Origin of the sequence: Congzhengia minquanensis, assembly GCF_014384785.1 — a bacterium.
Classification (GTDB): domain Bacteria; phylum Bacillota; class Clostridia; order UBA1381; family UBA9506; genus Congzhengia; species Congzhengia minquanensis.
Genome location: NZ_JACRSU010000003.1, coordinates 424,224 through 447,604, shown reverse-complemented (window position 1 = coordinate 447,604; position 23,381 = coordinate 424,224). Strand labels below are relative to the sequence as shown.

25 protein-coding genes are annotated in these 23,381 nt (G+C 46.9%); 5 read left to right on the top strand and 20 right to left on the bottom strand.

Features of this window, described 5'->3' with window-relative positions:
- Nucleotides 1–3 precede the first annotated feature (3 nt).
- Genes H8698_RS09865 through H8698_RS09850 form a run of 4 tightly spaced genes read right to left on the bottom strand, consistent with a single transcriptional unit; the run spans nt 4 to nt 3,883 of the window.
- The gene (locus tag H8698_RS09865; protein ID WP_249313317.1) at nt 4–1,020 is read right to left on the bottom strand and encodes a Gfo/Idh/MocA family protein; all 1,017 of its coding nucleotides are present in this window, start codon (nt 1,018–1,020) and stop codon (nt 4–6) included.
- A gap of 24 nt (nt 1,021–1,044) precedes the next feature.
- Nucleotides 1,045–1,806: a sugar phosphate isomerase/epimerase family protein gene (locus H8698_RS09860; RefSeq protein ID WP_177679936.1), complete on the bottom strand. Its 762-nt coding sequence runs from the start codon at nt 1,804–1,806 to the stop codon at nt 1,045–1,047.
- A 17-nt stretch (nt 1,807–1,823) separates the two neighbouring features.
- Nucleotides 1,824–2,999 (bottom strand): Gfo/Idh/MocA family protein, encoded by a 1,176-nt coding sequence (locus tag H8698_RS09855; RefSeq protein WP_249313315.1) that lies wholly within the window; start codon nt 2,997–2,999, stop codon nt 1,824–1,826.
- A 29-nt stretch (nt 3,000–3,028) separates the two neighbouring features.
- Nucleotides 3,029–3,883 (bottom strand): sugar phosphate isomerase/epimerase family protein, encoded by an 855-nt coding sequence (locus H8698_RS09850; RefSeq protein WP_249313313.1) that lies wholly within the window; start codon nt 3,881–3,883, stop codon nt 3,029–3,031.
- 141 nt (nt 3,884–4,024) lie between these two features.
- Between H8698_RS09850 and H8698_RS09845 the strand changes: the two genes are divergently transcribed.
- The gene (locus tag H8698_RS09845) at nt 4,025–4,891 is read left to right on the top strand and encodes an AraC family transcriptional regulator (protein WP_249313311.1); all 867 of its coding nucleotides are present in this window, start codon (nt 4,025–4,027) and stop codon (nt 4,889–4,891) included.
- Here the strand turns inward: H8698_RS09845 and H8698_RS09840 are convergent.
- The 7 genes from H8698_RS09840 to fsa form a co-directional block, all read right to left on the bottom strand.
- On the bottom strand, nt 4,888–5,586 hold the full coding sequence (locus tag H8698_RS09840; RefSeq protein WP_177679940.1) for a metallophosphoesterase: 699 nt from the start codon (nt 5,584–5,586) through the stop codon (nt 4,888–4,890). The genes H8698_RS09845 and H8698_RS09840 overlap by 4 nt on opposite strands.
- 1 nt (nt 5,587) lies before the next feature.
- Nucleotides 5,588–5,995, bottom strand: a complete 408-nt coding sequence (locus H8698_RS09835; RefSeq protein WP_249313309.1) for an SRPBCC family protein — start codon at nt 5,993–5,995, stop codon at nt 5,588–5,590.
- Nucleotides 5,996–6,082: 87 nt separating this feature from the next.
- On the bottom strand, nt 6,083–6,370 hold the full coding sequence (gene rpmA / locus H8698_RS09830) for a 50S ribosomal protein L27 (protein WP_177677427.1): 288 nt from the start codon (nt 6,368–6,370) through the stop codon (nt 6,083–6,085).
- A gap of 2 nt (nt 6,371–6,372) precedes the next feature.
- Complete coding sequence (locus H8698_RS09825) at nt 6,373–6,702, bottom strand: ribosomal-processing cysteine protease Prp (protein ID WP_177677426.1); 330 nt, start codon at nt 6,700–6,702, stop codon at nt 6,373–6,375.
- Between the two features lie 3 nt (nt 6,703–6,705).
- Complete coding sequence (rplU, locus tag H8698_RS09820; protein WP_249313307.1) at nt 6,706–7,020, bottom strand: 50S ribosomal protein L21; 315 nt, start codon at nt 7,018–7,020, stop codon at nt 6,706–6,708.
- A 127-nt stretch (nt 7,021–7,147) separates the two neighbouring features.
- Nucleotides 7,148–8,425, bottom strand: coding sequence for a sn-glycerol-1-phosphate dehydrogenase (locus H8698_RS09815; protein WP_249313306.1), 1,278 nt, complete (start codon nt 8,423–8,425; stop codon nt 7,148–7,150).
- Nucleotides 8,426–8,436: 11 nt separating this feature from the next.
- Nucleotides 8,437–9,084, bottom strand: a complete 648-nt coding sequence (fsa, locus tag H8698_RS09810) for a fructose-6-phosphate aldolase (protein WP_249313305.1) — start codon at nt 9,082–9,084, stop codon at nt 8,437–8,439.
- A gap of 224 nt (nt 9,085–9,308) precedes the next feature.
- On the opposite strand from fsa, the gene H8698_RS09805 reads away from it, so the two are divergent.
- Nucleotides 9,309–10,064: a DeoR/GlpR family DNA-binding transcription regulator gene (locus H8698_RS09805; protein WP_249313304.1), complete on the top strand. Its 756-nt coding sequence runs from the start codon at nt 9,309–9,311 to the stop codon at nt 10,062–10,064.
- 24 nt (nt 10,065–10,088) lie between these two features.
- Here the strand turns inward: H8698_RS09805 and H8698_RS09800 are convergent, their stop codons facing one another.
- From H8698_RS09800 to H8698_RS09790, 3 genes are read right to left on the bottom strand one after another with little or no spacing between them, the layout of a single operon-like run.
- On the bottom strand, nt 10,089–10,547 hold the full coding sequence (locus tag H8698_RS09800; RefSeq protein ID WP_177677416.1) for a S24/S26 family peptidase: 459 nt from the start codon (nt 10,545–10,547) through the stop codon (nt 10,089–10,091).
- Entirely contained in the window at nt 10,531–10,998 is a 468-nt protein-coding gene (locus tag H8698_RS09795; protein WP_249313302.1) for a nucleoside deaminase, read from the bottom strand. Before H8698_RS09795 ends, H8698_RS09800 begins: the two co-directional genes overlap by 17 nt.
- A complete protein-coding gene (locus H8698_RS09790) occupies nt 10,991–11,755 on the bottom strand; it encodes a TrmH family RNA methyltransferase (protein WP_249313300.1) in 765 nt (254 codons plus the stop codon). Before H8698_RS09790 ends, H8698_RS09795 begins: the two co-directional genes overlap by 8 nt.
- Before the next feature lie 149 nt (nt 11,756–11,904).
- Between H8698_RS09790 and H8698_RS09785 the strand changes: the two genes are divergently transcribed.
- Together H8698_RS09785 and trxB are read left to right on the top strand one after the other, a co-directional pair.
- Nucleotides 11,905–12,483 (top strand): DUF4364 family protein, encoded by a 579-nt coding sequence (locus tag H8698_RS09785; protein WP_177677410.1) that lies wholly within the window; start codon nt 11,905–11,907, stop codon nt 12,481–12,483.
- On the top strand, nt 12,476–13,387 hold the full coding sequence (gene trxB, locus H8698_RS09780) for a thioredoxin-disulfide reductase (protein ID WP_283245430.1): 912 nt from the start codon (nt 12,476–12,478) through the stop codon (nt 13,385–13,387). Before H8698_RS09785 ends, trxB begins: the two co-directional genes overlap by 8 nt.
- Nucleotides 13,388–13,442: 55 nt before the next feature.
- On the opposite strand, the gene H8698_RS09775 is transcribed toward trxB, so the two are convergent.
- From H8698_RS09775 to csaB, 5 genes are all read right to left on the bottom strand, one after another.
- Nucleotides 13,443–15,113, bottom strand: a complete 1,671-nt coding sequence (locus H8698_RS09775; RefSeq protein ID WP_249313298.1) for a formate--tetrahydrofolate ligase — start codon at nt 15,111–15,113, stop codon at nt 13,443–13,445.
- Nucleotides 15,107–15,847, bottom strand: a complete 741-nt coding sequence (locus H8698_RS09770) for a ClpP family protease (RefSeq protein WP_430393574.1) — start codon at nt 15,845–15,847, stop codon at nt 15,107–15,109. The genes H8698_RS09775 and H8698_RS09770 overlap by 7 nt, the downstream gene beginning before the upstream one ends.
- Before the next feature lie 65 nt (nt 15,848–15,912).
- A complete protein-coding gene (locus tag H8698_RS09765; protein ID WP_249313295.1) occupies nt 15,913–17,385 on the bottom strand; it encodes an N-acetylmuramoyl-L-alanine amidase family protein in 1,473 nt (490 codons plus the stop codon).
- Nucleotides 17,386–17,398: 13 nt separating this feature from the next.
- Nucleotides 17,399–17,803, bottom strand: a complete 405-nt coding sequence (gene ruvX / locus H8698_RS09760) for a Holliday junction resolvase RuvX (protein WP_249313413.1) — start codon at nt 17,801–17,803, stop codon at nt 17,399–17,401.
- A 5-nt stretch (nt 17,804–17,808) separates the two neighbouring features.
- Nucleotides 17,809–20,070 (bottom strand): polysaccharide pyruvyl transferase CsaB, encoded by a 2,262-nt coding sequence (gene csaB, locus H8698_RS09755; protein ID WP_249313293.1) that lies wholly within the window; start codon nt 20,068–20,070, stop codon nt 17,809–17,811.
- 192 nt (nt 20,071–20,262) lie between these two features.
- On the opposite strand from csaB, the gene H8698_RS09750 reads away from it, so the two are divergent.
- Entirely contained in the window at nt 20,263–22,548 is a 2,286-nt protein-coding gene (locus tag H8698_RS09750) for a glycoside hydrolase family 95 protein (RefSeq protein WP_249313291.1), read from the top strand.
- Nucleotides 22,549–22,586: 38 nt separating this feature from the next.
- Here the strand turns inward: H8698_RS09750 and H8698_RS09745 are convergent, their stop codons facing one another.
- Nucleotides 22,587–23,162, bottom strand: coding sequence for a GrpB family protein (locus tag H8698_RS09745; RefSeq protein WP_249313288.1), 576 nt, complete (start codon nt 23,160–23,162; stop codon nt 22,587–22,589).
- Nucleotides 23,163–23,381: the final 219 nt, after the last annotated feature.

Sequence of the window (23,381 nt, the reverse complement as noted above, 5' to 3'; positions counted from 1 at the left end):
CCTTCAGTCTGTTAATTTTACCTGTTTTCCTCCGTCCTTTGCGCTCTCATAAATGGAGAATAAAAGATTTGACGTATCGACCCCCGTGCTTAAGGCCAGAAAGTCGTCTGTTTCGTTTTCAAGCGCTTTATAAAACTCGTCAATCACCTGTGCATGGCCGGAGCCCCAGCAGGATTTTCCCGGGGTGTTCATGTCGTTACCCGCAACAATCCGGGGCGCTTCCCCGTTTTTAATCTCATACAAAAAATTGTCGCTGTAGCGGATCCTGCCCAGCTCAAACTCGGCGGTTAGCTGAAAAGGCGTGGTTGTGGCATATGCATTGGACGCATAGAAGCAGCCCCGCATGCCGTTCTCATAAAACAGCAGCGCGTCAGCCGTGTCCTCCACCTCAACAACGCCCGCAAGCCGCTTAGTGGAAATGGAGGCTTTCACCGCCTCAATTTTTCCGCCGATGTAGCCCATTAAATCCAAAAGATGCACCGATTGGTTTATCAGCACGCCGCCGCCCTCGGTTGCCCATTTCCCGCGCCATTCGTCCTGGGCGTAATAGGCTTCGTCCCTGTCCCAGGTCATAAAACCGGAAATGGCAAGAAGTTTACCGAATTTTTTGCTGTCTGTCAGTTCCTTTAACACCTGAACAGCGTTATTCTTCCGGTTTTGGAACATGACACAAACCTTTTTCCCGAAGGTTTCCTGCGCTGAAATTAGCTCCTTAAGCTCAGCCTTGTTCATGGAAAGAGGTTTTTCCAATACCACATGCTTGCCGGCAGAAAGCGCTTTCACCGCCATGTCCTTATGCAGGTAATGGGGCGTACAGACATGAACAACATCAACGCTGCCGTCCTTTAAAACTTCATCATAATCAGAAACCGCGCGGCAGCCGTACTCTGCCGCCCCTTTTTTGGCCCTGTCCGCCTGAATATCGCAAATCACGCTAAGGTTCGCAAATTCCGCCGTTTTCAGCCCCGCGGCATGGGTGGGGCCAATGTTGCCGTATCCCACAATTGCGGCATGTAACATAACGCTCGTTCCTTTCCGGCCGTTTTAAATAAAGCCCTTTGTGGTCAAATTTTTATAGCTCAGCGCCATGCTGGCAAACGCGTCGCCGTCCGGCGCGTTGTCCTGTTCCACCATAGCATAGCCTGCTCCTGCTTCTTCACAGGCTTTGATAATGGAATCCCAGTTTAAGTTGCCTTCCATAACCTCACACATGGTCACCGTGTTGTTTGGCAGGGCTTTTAAATCTTTAAAATGCACCACAATGGCACGCTTGCCCAGCTTTTTAATATACGCCGCCGGGTCGATTCCTGCAAACGCAAACCAATATGTATCTACAATGAAACTGATGTCTGTGTTTTCTACGATATAATCCATAATAAACTTGCCGTCAAGCTTCACAAACTCAAACCCGTGGTTGTGGTAGCCAAAGGTAATGCCCTCTTTGCCCAGCTCCTCTGAAAATTTATTAAAATGGTTAATCGACTTTTTTAAGGCGTCCAAATCCTCACGGTATTCGCCGGGCATTGCACCAATACCGGCAATTTTGCAGTCCATTGCTTTGTGGTCCGCAATAACGCCGTCAATTTCGTGAATATATCTGTCCATGCCCATGTGGGTGCAGACAATTTCCAAGCCGTGCTGGTCGGCCTTTTCTTTAATGAGAGAATACGGCATAGGCCCCAGTCCTGAAACCTGAATGGTTTTGTAGCCGATGTCCGCAACTTTTGCAAAAGTGGGGTCTAAATCCTCCGGTTTTTCCAAAAATGTACGCAAGGAATATAACTGTGCTCCAATTCGTTTATCCATAACTTTAATCTCTCCTTTTAGTGTGTCGACGACATGGAATCTGCGTCCAGCGTTTTCTGTTCTTTCACTTCTTTTTTAAATGTAGAGTTTTTAATTTTCTCCTGAAGCAGTTCATAAAACTCGTCGTGGGGGAAATTCGTCACGTCCGCCCACTTGTTTGTAAACGCACTGTAGTGAATGGCGTTAGAAATGGTTAAGCCGTTTATTCCCTCATAGCCCGGCGCAAGCAGCTTCTCCCCATCTAAAATGGCTGCAGTAAAGTTCTTTAAAATTCCTACGTGCTGCTCTCCGCCGGAGGAATCCACCGGAATGTCGCAGTTCCAATATTCCAAGCTGCCGAAAATGCTATCTGTGTCCGTCCGGTTATATTCACGCTCAGACATAATATTTCTCTTAAATTTAATTTTGTTGTCTTCAATAATCAGCTGGCCCATGTCGCAGGCAATTTCTAAGCGGTTTGTTCCCGGCGTTTCGCCGGTGGAGGTAATATACACGCCGGTGGTGCCGTTTTTATACTGCATGTAGGCGGTTACGTCGTCTTCCACCTCAATGTTGTAAAATCTTCCGAAAGAGCAAAACGACATGATTTTCTCCGGCATGCCGAACATCCACTGCCAAAGGTCTAGCTGGTGGGGGTTCTGGTTAATCAGCGTGCCGCCGCCCTCGTCCTTCCAGGTAGAGCGCCACGCGCTGCTGTCGTGGTAGCTCTGTTTGCGGTACCAGTTGGTAATAATCCATGTAATCCGTTTAATTTCGCCTAAATCGCCGCGCTGTATCATGCTGCGGATTTTCTGATAAACAGGGTTTGTTCTCTGGTTATACATAATTCCGAACACCTTGCCGGACTTTTTAGCCGCCTCGTTCATTTCCAAAACCTGTTTGGTATAAACGCCTGCGGGCTTTTCTGTCATTACATGAAGCCCATAGGAAAACGCCTCAATTGCGAGGGGCGGGTGGCTGTAGTGAGGAACGGCAATGATAACCGCGTCGAGCAAACCGCTTTTATACATGTCTGTGGCGTTGTCAAACACCTTAACGCCCGGAAAATGCTCCTCTGCATAGGTTCTTCTCGCCTCTGCAATATCGCAAATTGCAGCAAGCTCCATGCGGGGCACCTTGCCCTCTGTGATATGTACTGCGTGGCTGGTACCCATGTTACCAAGACCAATAATACCAATTCTTACCTTATCCATGGCTTTTAACTTCCTTTCTTTTAAAGAAATTATTGTTTTTCGTCAATAATATTTTTCAGCGCTTCATAGGCCATTGTAAATTTGTCCGGCCCGCTTTCTTCCAGCTTTAACATCTCGTCAGAAAGCTCTAAGGCCGCTAAGCCCTCAAAGCTGCCCAGATGTGGCTCTAAGCTTAAAAATCCCTGATAGTCCATCTTTTTCAGTTCTGAAATAATCTTTTTCAGTCCACCCTCGCCAAAGCCCGAGGGAACCACAGTTCCGTCCTGCTTTGCGTCTTTAATATGCATATAGGTAAGGTAGGGCTTTAGCAATTGGAACCCGTCAGGATAAACCGTTTGCCCGCACTGAACAAAATTTGCCGGGTCGAACACGCAGCCCAAAGCAGGAGACTTTACGGCCTCAAAAATGTCTTTACAGCGGGACGCAATGTCGCCGTAAATGCCCTTTTCGTTTTCGTGCAAAAGAACAACGCCTTCTTTTTCCGCCAGCGCCACCATCTGCTTCATGCGGGAAAGCACTTCTTCTTTATAATTTGCCGGGTCTTCCCCCTCTGGAATAAAAAAGCTGAACACCCGAATATACTTTGTGTCTAACATTTTTGCTGTTTTTATCACACGGGCAAGTTTTTCCATGTGGGGCTCCATTGGATCGTTAATCGAAATTTTACCAATGGGCGAACCAATGGAGGAAACCTTAATGCCGTATTGGTCCATTTTTTCTTTTAATGCCAAAACCTCGCCGTCGTCTAAATCGGCAATATTTTTTCCATCAATGCCCCGGGGCTCAAAATAAGAAATTCCCAGCTTGTTCAGATGCTCAAACTGCTTCACCACGTTTGAATCAATTTCATCTGAAAAGCCGGAAATTGTAAATGAATAGCTCATAAATCGCACTCCTTTATATCTTGGTTACAAAATCATTATAATACAAATATTTGCATATTACAATGTGTTTATTGTGAAAAACCTTGAAAATATTGCTGTTTTGTGCTATGATAAAACAAGAACCGAAAGGAGATGCTGCAAATGAACCAATATGCCCCCAGCGTTACGCTTAGTTCCTTCCAAACAGAGGACAAAACCATGACCTATTTCCGCAAACTGAGCCTGCACCCTGCCCGGGAGGATTTTGCTCTGCACACCCACGACAGTTATGAAATTTTTATTTTTATAAAGGGAAACATGAAATTCGTGGTTGAGGGCTCTACCTATCCGCTTCGCCCCTATGACACAATTATCATTCGGGACAATGAGATGCACGACATTTATCCAACCGGACCGGCAGACTATGAGCGTATTGTCATTAACATCTCCCACGATTTTTTTGAAAAAAACAATTGTAAGATGTATAAAAATATTTTCTTGAACCGTCCGGCAGGAAAAAACAACCTGATTCCAGGCGGTCTGGTGTCCGTTTCTGAAATTGCAGACATTCTGCCAAGAATTGAAAAATATGAAAAAGAACAAACACCAGCCTGCGACACAGTGAAAAAATGCGCCATGGTGGAAATTCTGCACGCCTTAAACCACATGCAGCCCGCAGCGGACGCAGACTCTAAACCAAACTCCACCGTCCGCAAGGTGATTGACTACATCAACCAAAATTTAGACGGCGACTTGTCGTTAGGGCATCTGTCAGAACAGTTTTTTGTATCAAAATATCACTTGTGCCGCGTGTTCCGCGAGCACACAGGCTACACCATTAGCAGTTACATCACCAACAAGCGTTTGCTGTTAATCCGCGATCTGTGCCGCAGCGGCGAAACCATCAGCAGCGCGTGTGTCAGCGCCGGCTTTTCGGGCTATTCCTCCTTTTACAAAGCCTACACAAAGGCCTACGGGTGCTCTCCGAAAGTGGGCCTTTCTCAGGCAGATAAAAAACACCCGTTTTAAAATTCGCAGATTTTCAGCGGCTCAAATTTTAAATAGTCGCAGGAAACCAAGCGGTATTCTACGCCGCGCACATTCCCCTGCACCGCATTTTTAAAATATCCGCCGTGAAGATGTCCGAACACACAAAAGTCCACATTCTCCTCCTGCATAACTTTTGCAAAGGCCGAGTTTGCGCCGGGCGGATAGTGCAGCATCACAATTATCTTCTCTGCGCCGGTCTTTTTCGCCTCTGAAATCGCATTTTCTAAGCGAACCAGCTCCCTGCGGTAAAGCTTTCGTTCCTCATCGCAGTCCGGCTCCTGCTCTGTTTCCGGATATCCTTTCGTGCCGCATACCGCAACGTTTCCAAACACCTCTGTGGTGTTGTGCACAAACCGTATGGTGGAAAACCGATTCGTTTCCAAAAACAGATTTAACTTTGACAACGTTTCCCACCAATAGTCGTGGTTGCCCTTTGAAATTATTTTGGTTCCGTTCAGCTTTTCAATAAAATGAAAATCGCATGCCGCGTCTTTCACATATGTTGCCCATGAAGTGTCCCCCGGCATCAGCACAACATCATCCTTTGAAACCTGCTCCTGCCAGTTCTGACGCAGGCGTTCTTCATAGTTGTCCCATCTGCTACCAAAAACGTTCATGGGCTTGTCTGCTGAAAAGCTCAGGTGCAAATCTGAAATTGCAAAAAGTTTCGGCATGTCACCCTTCCTCTCCTAATGCCTTTTTTAAATCTTTCACATACTGTTTCTGCTGTTTTTTTAAGTAAGACTTTACAAACAGGTTCAAAAACGGTGAAAACGCAGTTACGTTTTCTGTAAATTCGATGATGCAGCCGCCATTGCCGCCGCGTACAAACTTTCCTATCCAGCGCCCCTGCATATTTTTGTTTTTCATGTCAAAGGCATACCGCTCAAAAGGCTTCTTTTCCGTAATGGTGAAGTTTGTTTTAATGCCGCCGCAGGAGATTTCTGTAAACATATTTTTGTCCTCCGACAGTTCAATTTTTTCCAAATCACTCCGCCAGCCGTACCGCTCATTGTCTGTAACAACATTCCAAACAGTTTCAACTGAAGTCTGAAACTCTGCCCTGATGGTTACCTCAGCCATAAAATTTTGCCCCCATTTTTCTAATATTATCACGAAAATGCAAAAAGTCCCGGATAAAAACCCGGGACTTAAAAGCCGTTTTTTTAATTACGCTGTAACGTCCTCATAAACGCTGACGCGTTTTTTGCCGCTTCCGAACTTCTCAAACTTCACTTTTCCGTTAACCAAAGCGAACAATGTATCGTCTCCGCCCTTACCAACGTTTGTTCCGGGATGGATTTTTGTTCCTCTCTGTCTAACCAAAATGTTTCCTGCGAGAACGTTCTGACCGTCTGCTTTTTTAACACCTAAACGCTTTGCCTCTGAATCACGGCCGTTCTTTGTGCTGCCGACACCTTTTTTATGAGCAAACAGCTGAATGTTAATTTTAAGCATACCTACACCTCCAGTTCCGTAATGGTTATATAATCACCGTATTGTTCTTCCAAATCCTTTAAGGACAAAACCAATGTTTTCAGTAAAATATCTGCGTCGCGGCGTTCAGGTTCAGAAATGGTTTCGGGAATGATGCACGCTAAATAGCCTTCACGCACCTCAAACCCCGCCTTTATTCCTACAACATCTGTAAGGCCGTTTAATGCAGCCTGGCACAGTGCCGACACGGCAGCGCAAACAATATCTTCCCCTGCCGGGCCAAATCCGGTATGACCGCTGACCGAATATTTTACAATGTCCTTATTCTTTCGATAAACGCAAATTTCTGTCATAACTTATGCGTTAATCTTTTCAATTACAACCTTTGTGTAAGGCTGTCTGTGACCTTGTTTTTTCTTATAACCCTTTTTGGGTTTATACTTGAAAACAATAATCTTTTTCGACTTGCCTTCCGCAACCAGCGTTTTTGCTGTAACAGAAGCGCCGTCAACTGTGGGCGCGCCAACCTTTAACGAGCCGCCTTCGCCAACTGCTAAAACTTCGTTGAATGTTACTGTTTCGTCGTCTGCTACGCCGAGCTTTTCAACGTAAATAACATCACCTTCGGAAACCTTATACTGTTTTCCGCCTGTCTGAATAATTGCGTACATCTTTTGCACCTCCTCCAACCTTGCTCGCTGCCGTTTCGGTAGAATATTTCATTCGTTTATAACCTCACGCACGCGGCTACGATATATTATAACATTTGAGGAAATGAAAGTCAACAACTTTTTTATTTTATTGCGGCTGAGAATACGGCGCGGCCGGTGAAACTGCGCCGAACAGCCACAGCACAGAATATCTGTCTTTTAAGTCCTTTGCATACCACACGGCGTTTAAAATTTTCTCTTTGCCATACTGCTTCACAAACGCGTCTAAATCCAGCCCCACATTCTTTAGCTGCGCAAGTATTATATCACTCTTCGGCGCGCTTTGCAACACGCTGGTAATTTCTTTTTCCTTTTCCCTGTAAATTTTCTCTAAGCTCTGTTCATGCCAGCCCAGGCCGTTTTGCAATTCCAGCACGCCCTCTGCGGCCTGCTTGTAAATCTGCTTCACGCCCTTCTCCCACTTAGAACGGCAAAACTTCGGAAACACTTTCGGAATTCCATTTTCTATCATCTTTTCCCGCAGGCACTGCGTCACATAGGCGGAATATGCCACATCAATTCCGTGAAGGAAATAAGGTTCACCGCAAATTAACCCCACAATTTCAAAAAAGTGGGACAAATGGTGCTCGCTGCCCGACGCGGGACGGGAACTTTCGGCATAGCTCATGGCAATTCCCACCACCACAAGGGCCTCCATCAGCGTTTTCACGCTTTCTTCGTCCCTTGCCAGCAGCTTTTTTGCCAAAACCTCTGTCTGTTTCACCATTGACATGGTTAAATCAAAAATTTCCCTGCAGAAATATTCGTCTGTCACCACATGGCTCAGCTGCCAGTCGCAAAGACAGGAATACTTGCCTAAAATGTCTCCAAAGCCCGACTGAATCAGCTCCAAAGGCGCGTTTTTTAGCACCTCCGTGTCCGCCAAAATTGCCATGGGAACATGGCAGGAATATGTCACCTTCATTCGGTTCATAATCATTGCCGCTCCGGTAGACGCATACCCGTCCATAGACGGGGCGGTGGCCACAATGATGTAAGGCACGCCCATTTTATAGCTTACATACTTGCACAAATCCTGAATAACGCCGGAGCCTACGCCCACAATTAAATCGGCGCCTGAAGCGCTTTGAAAAAGCTCAGCCGCAGACGTTTCGTCTGGAACCAAAAGCCCTTTTGGCTGAAAAATTTTGGTGCTGCAAAGCTTTTCCCCTAAAACGCTGCACACCTGCTCCCCGCAGGCCGCATATGTATTGTGGTCCGCCGCCACCGCTACCGTTTCAAAATTTTCGCACAGCTCTTTTAAATGAGAAACCGCGCCCCGCTCAATATGCACCTGCGCAATTGCGCAAGCATGCGTTCTGCCGCAGCTGCAGGGGTGTTTTCCCAACAGTTCATTTATGTTCATCTAAACGCCCCTTATTTTGCCAAATGGGAGTTCCAGTCCTCCATAAATTTTGCAATCCCCGCTTCCGTTAAAGGATGGACAAACATTTTACTTAAAACACTGAACGGAACAGTTGCAATGTGAGCGCCCATTTTTGCTGCGGCAGTCACATTTTTTGGGTCGCGGATGCTGGCCGCAATAATCTCTGTTTTAATGCCATGGAGCTTAAATATTTCCGCAATTTCAAAAATCAGTCCGTCCCCGTCTGCTCCAATGTCATTTAACCGTCCTACAAAGGGGCTTGCAAACGATGCCCCGGCACGGGCCGCCAGAAGCGCCTGTGCTGCGCTGAAAACCAACGTAACGTTGGTCTTAATCCCCTGTTCAGACAGTTTGCTCACCGCTTTTAGGCCCTCTTTTGTCATGGGAATTTTAATGACCACATTTTTGTGTATTTGGGAGAGCTTAAGCGCTTCCGCCACCATGTTTTCCGCGTCGGGCGAAATTACCTCGGCGCTCACCGGCCCGTCCACAACGTCTGTAATTTCTTTCACAACCTCTTCAAACACTCTGCCCTCTTTTGCAATTAAAGACGGATTGGTGGTTACGCCGCAGATAACACCCCAGTCGTTTGCCTCTTTTATTTCTGCAATATTTGCTGTGTCAATAAATAATTTCATGTCACCAATTCCTTTCATAACAGTTGCCTATACTATTATTATACCAACCGCCGCGCCAAAATCAACCATCGGCGAAAAAGTTGAAAAATAAGCAAAGGCAGGGCCGTCCGGCGCTCACATTTGCGCAAAAATGCGCATATCTTTTTAATTTCACTTTACTTTTGCTGCCATTTTCGATATAATATAGATATATTTAAGCAGAAGTACGCAGATTGGTGATGTAAATGTATCAAAGTGAGCGAAAACAGGAAATTTTATCAATTCTGTCAGAGTGCACCTATGCGACGGTGGAAGACCTGGCAAACAAACTACATATCAGCGCGTCCAGCATCCGGCGTGATTTAAGCGAGCTTGCATCCCGCGGACTAGTGGTACGAAGCTACGGCGGCGCGGAGCTTTCCAATTCTCAAAAACGGTTTGTGCCCTTCTCCGCACGCCGCCACAAAAACAGCGCGGTAAAGCGCGCAATGGCAGAAACCGCTGAAACATTTATTAAAAGCGGAGACGTGGTGTTTTTAGACGACTCCTCCAGCGCCTATTTCACTGCAGAAAAGCTCTGCACAAGAAAGGACATCACCGTGGTTACTACCAGCGTGGACGTTTTATTTCTGCTCTCCCAAAGCGACGTTACCACCTATTCCGCAGGCGGGCTGTTAAACCGCGAAAACCGCACCTGTTTAACGGGTAGTTTTGCAGATAGCATCATTCGCAAATTCCATGCAGACTGGTGCATTTTTTCCGTAAAATCTTTAGATGCAGGCGGCGTTCTGTCCGACTGTGTAGAGCCAGGTGTGGCGGTTTTAAACACCATGATGGAGTGCGCGGAAAAAACCATGTTTTTGTGCGACAGTTCAAAGCTTGGTTCCCGTTCCACCTTTGTTCAATGTAACATATCGGATCTTGATGTGGTTCTTTCGAATGCAGACATTCCGGCGTTTTTAACGTCTCTGCCTGAAAACGTGCAATTTGTTCAAGTATAAAAATAACACCGCCGGCCGGCGGTGTTATTTTCTTCTTGCAAGGCATTTTAATAAAAACGGCCGAATCGCAACCGTCCTGCGCCAAAACGCGCTGTAAAGCCTGTAGCGAAAGCTGCTGCAAGGCCAAAACCTGTCTTTCCGGTAAAAGCCCTTGGCCACTGCCACAATCTGGTTTGGATAAACGGGATATTCCTTTTTTGTTTCATAGTCTCCCATTACAAAATATGCGCCGTTTTTTTCGCCGACGATCCGGTGCAGAACAAAGCTTCCATCCTCCCGCCGAAACAGCGGCACATCGCCGATTTTCAAACGTTCATATTTTCCCAGCAGCACGCTGTCCCGGCGGCTCGAAACCAGAGGATACATGCTGTAGCCCGTCACTTTGATTTTTACTGCGCCCCCCTGCTCTATGATGGGTGCAATCAGTGGAAAGAGAGCAGCCATGTCCGTTTGCTTCACCGGCTTTTTATAATTTTGCGCCATGCTTGCCCCCTTTCCGGATATCTTTAAAAAACTCCTTCAAAATTGCCTCACACTGAGGCTCATCGATGCTTCCGTAAACTTCGGTTTTATAGTCAAAACAGCCGGAAACCGGCAAATCCACACTCCCGCCGCAGGCGCCGCTCTTTGCGTCATAAGCGCCGAAATAAACCCGGTTTAATTTGCACAGATGAATGGCGCCGGTGCACATGGCGCACGGCTCTAAAGTAACAAAAAGCTCACAGCCCATTAAATTTTTCGCGCCGAGCTTTGCAAGCGCCGCCTTTATCGCCAAAAGCTCTGCATGGGCGGTGGGGTCGCCTGTCTGTTCCGTTAAATTGTGGGCCGCGGCAATTAGCTTGCCGTCTTGAAACACCGCCGCCCCTACCGGAACTTCACCCTGTTCCTGCGCCAGCTGCGCTTCTTTCAGCGCGGCCTGCATAAACTTATTCATGCTTCGACACCTCAAACATTAAAATGGACGCCGCAACCCCGGCGTTAAGCGACTCTGCCGCGCCGCTCATAGGTATGTGGACAATTTCGTCAGACTGCTTCAAAATCTCCTTTGAAACGCCGTTTCCCTCGTTTCCAATGACAAAAATCTGCTTTTTTAAAACCGTCATGTTGTGAATATCTACACTTTTGCCATGCAGGGCACTTGCCGTAATAAAATATCCGCCCTGTTTAGCCTGTTCTAAAAATTCCGCGCCGGCCAACGTTTTTAGTTCAATATGAAAAACCGAACCCATAGACGCACGGATAACCTTTGGTGAAAACACGTCTACACTGCCGGCAGAAAAAATGACCCCGCTGAATCCAAACGCGTCAGCGCTTCTAATCATTGTACCCGCGTTTCCCGGGTCTTGAATTCCATCACAATATATATAACGGTTGCCTGTAAGCTCCCGTTCTTCCGGAACTTTTACCACTGCCAAAACGCCCTGAGGTGTTTTGGTGTCGCAGAGTGTCATAAACAGTTTGTTTGTGGTGACAATGCGGTTAAAGCCTGCAAATTCACCCTCATGACTTTCAAAAAAACGTTCTGTCATCACGATGCAGTCAACAACAAAGCCAGACTCTGCCGCTTCACGGCAGGAACGCTCTCCCTCCGTTACAAACAGGCCAAATTCGTCCCGATACTTTTTTTGCTTTAACTTTGCAGCCTTTTTTAAAAATTCGTTTGCCGGCGACAAAATTTTTTTAACCGTCATAAATTCCACCCTCGCTTCATAGTATGGTAAGTATATCATATTTTTAAAAGGATTGCAACAGCACATGAATTACAGGAATTTGGATTGACGCTTCTGCCTGCCTGTGCTATAATGTTAGAAAGATATCTTGCATTAGGGGAAGTGGCAAAGTGAAAAAAAATATATGGGACAATGTATATTACCGGTTAAACGACGAAACAGAAATCAAGCTGTCGGTGCTGTTTTGCATCCGCTATGCAGATATTCCAATTACCGACATTGAGGTAAAGCACTTTATGCTCACAGCAACCAGCGTTAATTTTATGGACTTGTGTTCCGCCATTGACGCTGTGGTTTCCGACAACTACATCAAAAAGGTTTGGCGCGACGAGGTAGAAAAGTTTGATTTAACCCAGCAGGGCAACGAGCTGTTAGACATGTTTGAAGACAAAATTATGGCCAGTGTTCGCGCGTCGCTTAAAAACACCATTGACGAATATTTTCGCCGGGAACGGGAAAAGGCACAATACCGCTGTGAAATCATTCCTGTTGGAAAAGATGCATATCATGTGGATATAGAACTGAAAGAAGGGAAAAATACGCTTATTACCATGTCTGTTTTTGCCGGCAGCAGGGAAACAGCCATTCGCCTGCGACGCGGGTTTAAAGCCGACCCCATGGGCGTATATTCGGACATCGTTTCCATGCTTTCAAAAACGGACGACAGTGAGGATGATGAAAATGTATGATTTAGCAATTGTCGGCGGCGGCCCGGCCGGGCTTTCCGCCGCGCTGTATGCAGGACGGGCAGGCCTTTCCTGCGTTGTGCTTGAAAAACTGTTTTTCGGCGGGCAAATGCTGAAAACCTCTGAAATTGACAATTACCCCGGCGCGCCGGAAATCCGGGACGTGTTCTCGTTTTCAGAGTCCATGCGTGCCCAGGCCGCAGAGTTCGGCGCGGAATTTAAAACAGAAGAGGTGGTGGAGGTGCGTGAAAACAATGGTATAAAAACCATTGTTACCACCAATGGAGAATATCGCGCCAAAGCCTTAATTTTAGCTACCGGCGCTTTTCCCAAAAAGCTTGGCGTGCCCGGCGAGGAGGAGTTCGCCGCCAAAGGCGTTTCCTACTGTGCCACCTGCGACGGAGCTTTTTTTAAAAACAAAACAGCAACGGTTGTCGGCGGCGGCGATACTGCGTTAGAAGACGCGCTGTTTTTGTCTGCAATTTGCAAAACCGTTTATGTTGTACACCGGCGCGACACATTCCGTGGTGCAAAGCACCTTTATAACCGGGCGAAAAACAAAGAAAACATTCGGTTTGTGCTAAACAGCACTGTTTCAGAAATTGTGGGCGAAAACACCGTTACCGGCGTAAAAGTGAAAAATGTAAAGAACGAAACCGAAACGCTCATTGACACAAACGCCGTGTTCATAGCTATCGGAAGCACACCGGACAGCGGCGTGTTTAAAGGCTTTGTGAAGCTGGATAAATATGGATATGTGATTACGGACAAAAACTTGCAGTCGTCCGTTTCCGGCGTGTTTGCCGCAGGAGATGTGCGGCAGAAAACGCTTCGGCAAATCATTACCGCTGCCGCTGACGGTGCAGAGTCTGTTTATAACGTACAAAAATTTATTTTTGAGCATTAAAAAAGCGCCCTTCGGGCGCTTTTTTTGTTATATGCAGTTACGAAAATAACAAGTCTTAAAACAATCCGCTGATAACGCCGTTTTCGCTAATGTCAATCCGCTCTGCGGCAGGTGATTTCGGCAGGCCCGGCATGGTCATAATGCTGCCGGCATAAACCGTAACAAATCCTGCTCCTGCAAAGACCCGCACCTCTTTCACCGTGACAGTGAAGCCTGAGGGCCTGCCCAAAAGCTTTGCATCGTCTGACAGGGAATATTGCGTTTTCGCCATACAAACAGGCAGCTTGCCATATCCGACCTGCTCAAGCGCTGCAATTTGCTTCTCCGCCGCAGCGGTATATGAAACGCCGTCGCCGCCATAAATCTTTTTCACAATGGTTTCAATTTTTTCTTTTATGGGAAGTGTTTCGTCATAAATCGGCGCAAAGCGGCTTTCGGTGCGCTCTATTACGTCCACCAGCTTTTCTGCCAACGCCACGCCGCCTTCTCCGCCCTTTGCAAACACTTCGGAAAGGGCAAAGTCTGCGCCGTTGTCAAGGCAATACTGTTCAATCATTTTAAGCTCTGCATCTGTGTCCTGGCCAAACCGGTTAATGGCTACAATGACGGGAATGCCATAAAGCCTCAAATTCTCAATGTGTTTCCCCAAATTCACAATCCCGCGGGAGAGCGCCTCTGTGTTTTCTTCACCCAAATCTGCTTTTGCCACACCGCCGTTATATTTTAAAGCGCGCACTGTTGCAACCAGCACCACGGCAGAGGGTTTTAAATTTGCCACACGGCATTTAATGTCTAAAAACTTCTCCGCACCAAGGTCAGCGCCGAAACCGGCTTCTGTAATCACGTAATCAGAGAGCTTTAGCGCAAGTTTCGTTGCCTGCACGCTGTTACAGCCATGAGCGATGTTGGCAAAGGGGCCGCCGTGCATGAGACACGGTGTGTTTTCTAAGGTCTGCACTAAATTGGGCTTAATGGCGTCTTTCAGCAGCGCACACATTGCCCCCTCTGCCTTTAAGTCGCGGGCTTTCACCTCGGCGCCGTCATATGTATATCCAATAACAATCCTGCCAAGCCGTGCCTTTAGGTCTGTTAAGTTTTCCGCCATGCACAAAATTGCCATAACCTCAGAGGCCACCGTAATCATAAACCCGTCCTCGCGGACATAGCCGTTGGTCTTTCCTCCCAGCCCCACAACCACTTGGCGCAGTGCCCGGTCGTTCATATCCATCACACGCTTAAATGCGATTTTGGTTGGGTCAATGCCCAGCGCATTGCCCTGCATAATGTGGTTGTCAATCATGGCACAAAGCAGGTTGTTGGCGGCGGTAATAGCATGAAAATCGCCTGTGAAGTGCAGATTAATATCCTCCATGGGCACCACTTGGGCATAGCCGCCGCCGGCCGCGCCGCCCTTAATTCCCATAACGGGGCCCAAAGACGGCTCGCGCAGGGCAATCATTGCTTTCTTTCCGATTTTTGCCATCGCCTGTCCCAGCCCTACCGTGGTGGTGGTTTTGCCCTCGCCTGCCGGCGTGGGGTTAATGGCCGTTACTAAAACCAGCTTTCCGTCAGAATTGGTTTTTACCCGTTCCCAAACCGCTCCGGAAAGCTTTGCTTTGTCGTTTCCGTAAAATTCAAGCTCTTCTGCTTTCACGCCGATTTTTTCGGCAATCTTCTCAATTGGCTCCATTTTTGCTCTTTGTGCAATTTCAATATCCGTCAACATGGATTTGCCCCCTCTTGATTTTTTACATTTTCTATTTCATGATACAGATAGGAAAGCGCCGCGTCAAGCCCGCCTTTTTCGTCAATCAGGCCGCAGGCAACCGCTTCGTCCCCCGGAACAATGGTTCCCACGTCGTTGGCCATTTCCCCTGTTTTCATCATTAACTCCGTAAATTTTTCTTTTCTGATATTTGAATTTCTCACCACAAAATTGGTAATTCTGTCCTGCATCTGGCGAAAATATTCATAGGTCTGCGGCACACCGATTACCATTCCGCTCATTCTCACGGGATGAATAGTCATAGTTGCAGAGCTGGCAATAAACGAGCGTTTTGCCGAAACCGCCAGCGGAACGCCGATGCTGTGTCCCCCGCCCAAAACAATGGATGCAGTGGGCTTTGTCATAGACGAAATCAACTCAGCGATGGCAAGGCCTGCCTCAACATCGCCGCCCATGGTATTTAAAACCAGCAGCAGCGCGTCGACCTTTTCGTCCTGCTCAACAGACACCAAAAGCGGCAGAACGTGTTCATATTTTGTTGCCTTGCTGCTGGGCGGAAGCTGTGTGTGTCCCTCAATTTCTCCCACTATGGTGAGGCAGTGAATATTTCCCCTGGAGTTCTGCACCTCGGTGCTGCCAAAATCCTTAATATTTTCCGAAACCGTTTCGTTCATTGCCTGGTTATTTTGGCCGCTGTCTTGATTCGTATTGTTTTGATTGATATTATTCTCCATTTTTGCCTCCAAAATAAATCACTTAATAGATTTATTATGAGGAAAAAATTTATTTTTATACGATGTTAAACGCCCATATCGGTGAAAGTCTTTAACACGCCCTCTGCAATTCCCTGGGCCAGCTTGCTTCGGTAAGCGTCGCTGAACAGATTGCCCCGCTCGTTGGTATTGGTGATAAAGCCAACCTCGATTAAAATGGAGGGCATTGCAGAATATTTTAACACGGTAAGTTCAACGCTGTTTTTGGTGCCTCTGTCCCGCGCACCGGTTTTCTGAATAACGGCGTTCTGCACGTTTTGTGCAAAGCTTTTGTCAGTCACCCCGGCTAAGGGTTTGCTGGTTTCCAGTTTGCCCCAGGTTTCAATTCCGTTGGCTGCTTCATTGCCGTCAACAGAATTTGTGTGAATGCTTAAAAACAGAGCCGTTTTTTCGCTGTTGGCAAGTTCAGGACGGGACTTTCTCACCACGTCTTTTTCTGTTGTGCGCGTCATAACCACACGCACTCCGTTTGCCTCTAAAATATCCCGTACTTTCAGCGAAACCGCAAGATTAATGTCCGTTTCTTTCCAAACTGTGCCGTCCTCATCGGTAAAGCACGCTCCCGGGTCGCTTCCGCCGTGCCCCGGGTCAATGGTGATGGAGCGCGAAGGCTCAATCACGATGTCTGGCTCGACCGGTGGGTCAGGCGTAACCACTGGAGGGGGATCGGGCTCAGTTGTGCCGGAACCGTTACCAATGGTTACGGTAAGCTTTTTCCCCGCCAACGACACGTTATATTTCTGTGCACTTTTTAAGTCGAATACCACGCGCAGAGCGTCTTTGTGCTGCCCAAACCGAACCTTTGAAACAATGGCTGAATCCAGTGTGCTGTCTTGAATGGAAGATGCCATTTTTGCGCCGGCAATATCCACGGCAACCCGGTCTGGTTCCGTTAAGGTAAAAGACGAATATTTCACATTTTCTTCAGAAAAATTCAACACCGCAGTAAAGCCGCTGTCGCCGGAAGAACAGCTATAAGACTGCAGTGTAGACGTATATGAATTGGTTACAGGCGGTTTTACCGCCCCGCCGTTCGTGGTGATTAAAATGGTGTCGGTCACCGAGTCAAAATCCACGCCAAATCCCAAAGACTCCGATACATACCGCACGGGTATCATGGTTTTTGCATTAATAATTTTCGGCGCAATAGGCATTTTTTCCGCCGCGCCGTTTTTATACGCTGTTGTGTTGTTTATGTAAAGAATAATTTGTGTGCTTCCATAATTCACGGTCACCTTTTCGTTTTCCGCATTCCACAGAACCTCTGCCCCAAGCTTTTCAAACACGTCCCTTGCCGGAACAACCGAATAGTCGTTAAAAACAATGGGCGGAACTTCGCAGTTTACCGTTTCATTGTTAATTTTCAGGTTAAAAAAACTGCCGATATAGGTGTGCCATTCCCCGTCATAATAAATTTCATTCGCCGCAGAAGCCGTTGCCGTGCCAAAAAGCAAAATAGCAATCATTAAGGCCTGCAGCAAGCTGAATGCCCGTTTCATTGTGTAACCTCCTTTAAAAACCGTTTTTTCGCATATATGTCTCCAAAATGAGTGCGGCCGAAAGCGTATCCACCGCGCCCTTGCGTTTTTTTCCTCTTACGTTCATCTCACTGAGCATTCCGTGGGCGCTCACAGTGGTGAGCCGCTCATCGCAAAACTCTATTTTCGCATCAGTAAAGGATTTCAGCTTCTGCGCAAATTCTTTCGTGGCGTCTGCGCGAAATCCTTCCGAATTGTCCATGTTTTTCGGAAGCCCAATCACAATGGTTGTAACTTCTTTTTCTTTTATAATAGATTGAATCTTGTAAAACAGGCTGTCTGTCCCGTCGTTATCAAGCGTTTCATAGCCCTGGGCCATAATTCCCAGCGGGTCGGAAAGCGCAATGCCAACTCTGGCGTCGCCAAAGTCAATTCCCATCAGTCTCAAGATATATCACCGCTTTTTTCAAATTCGTCGGCCCTGTTAATCAGTGCCATAGCCATGTCCACATTTTCCATCGCCTTAGCTTTCAGCTCCGAAACCTTTTCTTCTAACGACGCTTGAATTTCCTCCCGGTTTAAGGTGATGCTGCGCGCCATGGAAACCAGTTTCTCGTCTGAAAAATCATCCAGATTCAGCGTAGCGTTTACGCCGATATATTTCACAAAACCGCTCACCTTAGGGTCATAGGAAAGGCCAATGGCCGGCACGCCGGATTCCGACGCATATATCATAGAATGAAGACGCATGGCGATGATTAAATCGCATGCATTCACAATTCCCACAATTTCCCTGGCTTTGTAAAGTTTGGTAAGCGTGTAGCTTTTAATGTTCATTTTTGCTGCAACCTCTTTGGAAACGGTAATATCGTCCGGGTGTTTCAGTGGAATCCAAACAGGAATATAGTCATACTGTCTGCAAATTTGCTCAATCCCCCGGGCAAGTTGATTCCAAAACGACGGTTTACACGACCACCAGCTGCGGATGGAAATGCCCAAAAGCTTTTTCCCCGCCGGCACCCCTTCTTCTGCGAGCAGTGCCTGTGCTTCGTCCCGGTTGATTCCGTCAATGGTAAGTGCTGGGTCCGCGGTGATTTTCACCCGGTCAAGCCCAACGCCCATGCGCTTGATTTCATAATAGGAATTGGTATCCCGCAGGGAAATAACATCCACCTTGTTCAGCACGTCGCGCACCTTGTCCCTGTTTTTTGCCTTTGTAACCGGCCCAATGCCGTTGGCATAAAACATAACGGGAACGTTAAGGCCCACCGCCTGCTTCACTACGGTAAGGTAATACCATAGCGATTTATCGCTGGTCACGTCCTGAATCAAGCTGCCGCCGCCAAAAATAAGCAGCTTGCTTTGTTTTAAGGCTGTTCTGATTTTAAAAAGGTTGTAGCGGTTCATTGCATGAACGCCATATTCCTGCTCTGTAGCCTGCGGATCTTTCGACAGCACCAAAAGACGGATATCTTCCTTTTCACCCCGCAGGTTTTGCAGCATTGCAAACAAAAGCGATTCATCGCCGGAATTTTTATATCCGTAATAGCCAGAAATCACAGCGTCCCACTTTTTCGTGTCCGACGCCGCAACATACATCTTTATGCAGTCCTGCGCCATTTTTGACAGGGAATAAGAATTTAAAATAAGCTCCCTGCCAAACCGGCCAAGCCGGGCATTTTCATCAACAGAATTGTTTAAAAGGGTTTTCACATCTTTTAAAAGCTTATCACAGGAAGACAACGCAAGGCCCCGGCAACAAAAGTTCGTTTCAATTGCACTGTCTAACTTTGTTTCGTCAAATATGCCGATATACCCCTCGTTGCCCGCAACAATTACCGGTTTTTCACAGGCCATAGCCTCTAACGCGGAACGGGATACACCGACAAAAATATCGCCTAAAGCGGCAAATTTATAAATATCAGTTCTGCCGCCGGTTAAAATAATCCGACGGCTGCCAAGCCTTTTGTTCATTTCTTCTGTTTTTTTCTGAAGCTCTAAAAATACATTGCCGCCGCCAACGATTACAATTTCAATATCCGGAAATTCCTTTACAATTTCCGGCGCGATTTCCACCAGTTCAAAGGCAAGCTGGGCACGGTCTTTGTCCATGCGGCTGATGTAGACAATTTTTTTTGAATCCGGCGACAGCGAGAATTCTGAGATAACGCTTGAAGCGTCTGCCTCCCGGCAAAACTTGTTAGTGTCAATGCCGTTAATCGTGACGTAAATATCTGCAGGGTTGGTGTGGTAGTTTTCCATGAGATAGGCTTTAATATCCTCGCTCACGGCCATAACCTTTTCGCCCCAGTTAGAAACATATTTTAGCCCGTGGGAGGTGTCGAACACCCAATGGGCGGTGGTAACAAACGTAAATTTCACAAATTTATTTAAAATGCCGCACAAAAAGGCAGGAATTCTGCCGTGGGCATGGACAATTTCGATTTTTTCATCTTTTATCACTTTATTTAACGCCCGCAGGGATTTTGCGATATTAACAGGAGTTTTCGAGTGCATGGGAATTTTATAATGGTGAATTCCAGCCTCTTTTAAATTCTGTTCATAAACGCCGCCGTTTGAAACGACAACAACATAATATCCCATGCGCTTAAGTTCTAAAGACAATTCTAAAACGTGAGTTTCAGCGCCGCCTATATCAAATCTGGTTAGCGCCATTAAAATCCTTTTCCCAGCCATATTTGTCATTCCCTAAGCTCCTTTAATCCAGTTCAAACATAGTTTTATTTTTTATTATATCCCAAAACATCTTTTTTTTCAACGAATATTCAGAATTTGTAACAAAAATATTACATAAGCCGTACAAAATTTTGAAAAAATGATTGACTTCACTCCCTCTTTTCGATATGATAAAGAAAAAGTTCAGAAAGGATGATTTTCTTGCATAAACTATGGTACAAAACAGAGGCCCTTACCTGGAACGAGGCGCTGCCGCTGGGCAACGGACGTCTGGGCGCAATGGCATATTCCGGCGCAGTTTCTGAAAAATTCATGTTCAACGAAGAAACCCTGTGGGGCGGCTATCCTCACGACCGGTCGAACCCTGAGGCCGCACAATATATTCCGCAGCTGAAAGAACTTATTCAAAATAAAAAATACCGTGAGGCAGACAAGCTGGTAACGGAAAAGCTGATTGGAACCGAGGCTTCGGCTTATCTTCCCTTTGGCACGCTGACTGTAGATTTAAAAAAAGACAGTGATTTTTCCATGCGCTATGCCCCCGGAGACAGCTCTTTTTCAGAAAGCACCATTAAAAACTACCGGCGGGAGCTGGACTTAAAAACCGCTGTTGTATCTTCATCATTTCAATTTAACGGCAACACCATTGCCAGACGGGCCATTGTTTCCAAGCCGGACAATGTGTTTGCCGCTGAGATTTGTGCTGAGCAGGAGAGCAGCCTGCACTTTGATGCATATTTATCCTGCGCCATAGACCACAGCGTAAAAAGCGGGACGGATTCTGTTCTCATCACCGGACGGTGCCCGGCGGATATTGACTATTACGCAAAAGAAAAGGGCGCGCAGAAATATTACTATGATGAAGAAAAGGACACCATTCCCTTTTGCGGTATGATAAAAATTGTTACAGACGGCAGTATTGTCTGCTCCGGCGGCGTTTTGTCTGTGAGCCACGCAAGCCGCGCACTCATTTTGGTTTCCATTCAAACAGGTTACTCTTCCTGGTGCAAATCCCCCTCAAAAGAGGGGAAAGACTATTTAGCCCTTTGCCAAAAAGACATTTCCGGCGCTTCCCGCTTTACGTTTGAAGAACTGTTACGCCGCCACCTGGAAGATTACCAGCCGCTTTACAGCCGGTGCGAAATCACCCTGGGCGAGGAGGACAGCCGTCCTACAGACGAGCTGCTGCGTGACGCGGCTGCAGAAAAATTCCCCCAAAGCCTTGCGGCGCTGATGTTCCACTTTAGCCGCTATCTTTTAATTTCTTGTTCCCGGGAGGGAACGCAGCCGTCCAATCTGCAGGGAATTTGGAACAGGGAGATTATGCCCCCCTGGCGCAGCGACTACACGGTAAACATTAACACAGAAATGAACTACTGGAGCGCAGAAATGAGCGGGCTTCCCGAGTGTCACATGCCCATTTTCCCGTTTTTAAAAGAGCTTTCCCAGGCAGGCAGAACAAGCGCGAAAAACCACTTTGGCGCAAACGGCTGGGTGCTGTGCCATAACTGCGACGTGTGGCGCCTCACTTCCCCAGCCGGAATCGGCGCAATGCACGCCTTTTGGCCCATGGGCGGACTGTGGCTGTGCCGCGAGATTTGGGAGCACTACGACTATACCAGGGACACAGAGTTTTTAAAAGAAAATTTTGAAACGCTGACCGGCGCGCTGGACTTTTTGTGCGACTGGCTGTACAAAGGCGAAGACGGATTCCTCACAACCGTTGCCTCCACCTCTCCGGAAAACCGCTATGTGCTGGACGGAGAGCTGGTTTCCGTTTCCGGCATCACCGCAATGGACATTGGGATTATCGATGATTTTGTAACCTACACCGGCAAAATTTGTGAGATTTTGGGCGGAAAAGAAGACGTTAAGAAAAAATGCGACTACATAAAGAAACATTTAACGCCACTTAAAATTACAAGCGACGGACGCATTATGGAGTGGAACGAGGAATTTCAAGAACACGAACTTGGCCACAGGCACATTTCCCATATGTATGCTCTGCACCCGGCAGGTCTCATTCAAGAGGGCACGCCCCTGTTTGATGCCTGCAAAAAAACCTTAAAAACACGGTTAGAGAACGGCGGCGGTCACACAGGCTGGAGCAACGCCTGGATTATCAATCAGTTTGCCCGGCTATTAGACGGGGAATTGGCTTATCAATATGTGAAAAACATGTTCATCAAATCCACCTATAAAAACCTGTTTGACGCCCATCCCCCCTTCCAGATTGACGGAAACTTCGGGTTCGCAGCAGGTCTTGGCGAAATGCTTGTAAAAAGCGCTCCCAATGAAATTACCCTGCTTCCGGCGGTGAGCCAAGAGATGGACAAGGGCGCGGTACACGGCATGCGTGCCCGGGGCGGATATTCTGTCAGCTTTTCATGGGCGGACGGGAAAATTTCCGAATACCGCATAACAAAAGACGGAAGCGAAATAGCCTCGGGTAACAACAAACCCTATCCGCTGAAACTTTTATTTTAACAAAAGAAACGCCTGCAGAAAATCTGCAGGCGTTTCTTTTAAATTTCACTTCGAATGTATCTACCGCGGTAAAGCCTTTTGGCCTTTTCCGTTACCGCTTTTACAAATTCGCCTTTCGCGTTGGTATAGCCGTCCCGGTCAAACTCAAAGGGTTTCCACAGCCCCAGCTTCAGTGTTTCATATTCTTTTGCAGTTTCAGGGTGTTCAATCAAATAATCCCGAAAGTAAAGCTCGTCGTTGTCCCCAAACAGCCGCACATGAATGTGATACACCTTCTCGGCAAACCCCTCCGGCAGATAGCCTTTCACAAACGACATGCGGGTTTTGGTTCTGTACATATGTATATAACCGTGCTTCGCCAGAGTTTCAAAAACCGCCGAAAAATCTCCGCCGTCTGCCTCCACTAAAATATCTACCGTGGGTTTTGCCCAGATCGTATCAACCGAGGTACTGCCGATGTGGCTTAAAATCATATTGTCCAGCTTTAAAATTCTCTTTAACGTTTCCTTTTCTTCCAAATACCAGTCTTTCCAGCAGTCCTTGTGTTCACTCAAAATAATTGGATACAAATGCCACAGTTCCTCTGAAGACATCTCTGATTGGTCTTTTTTCATGTTGGACGCCTCCTGTAAAGCCATTTATTCTCTGTATAGACTTATTATACCATATTCTATCTTCCCGGGCAACCGGCACCAAATTCTTAGCGGCATATTAACGTAAAAAAGGCAGCTGTGCGCTTTTCAATTGATTGCGTGTGTGATATAATGAATCTTATAGAAACTGAGGCGGTAGCAAACGCCGCCTAAAAGCCGCAGTTCATGATTTTAGTTTGA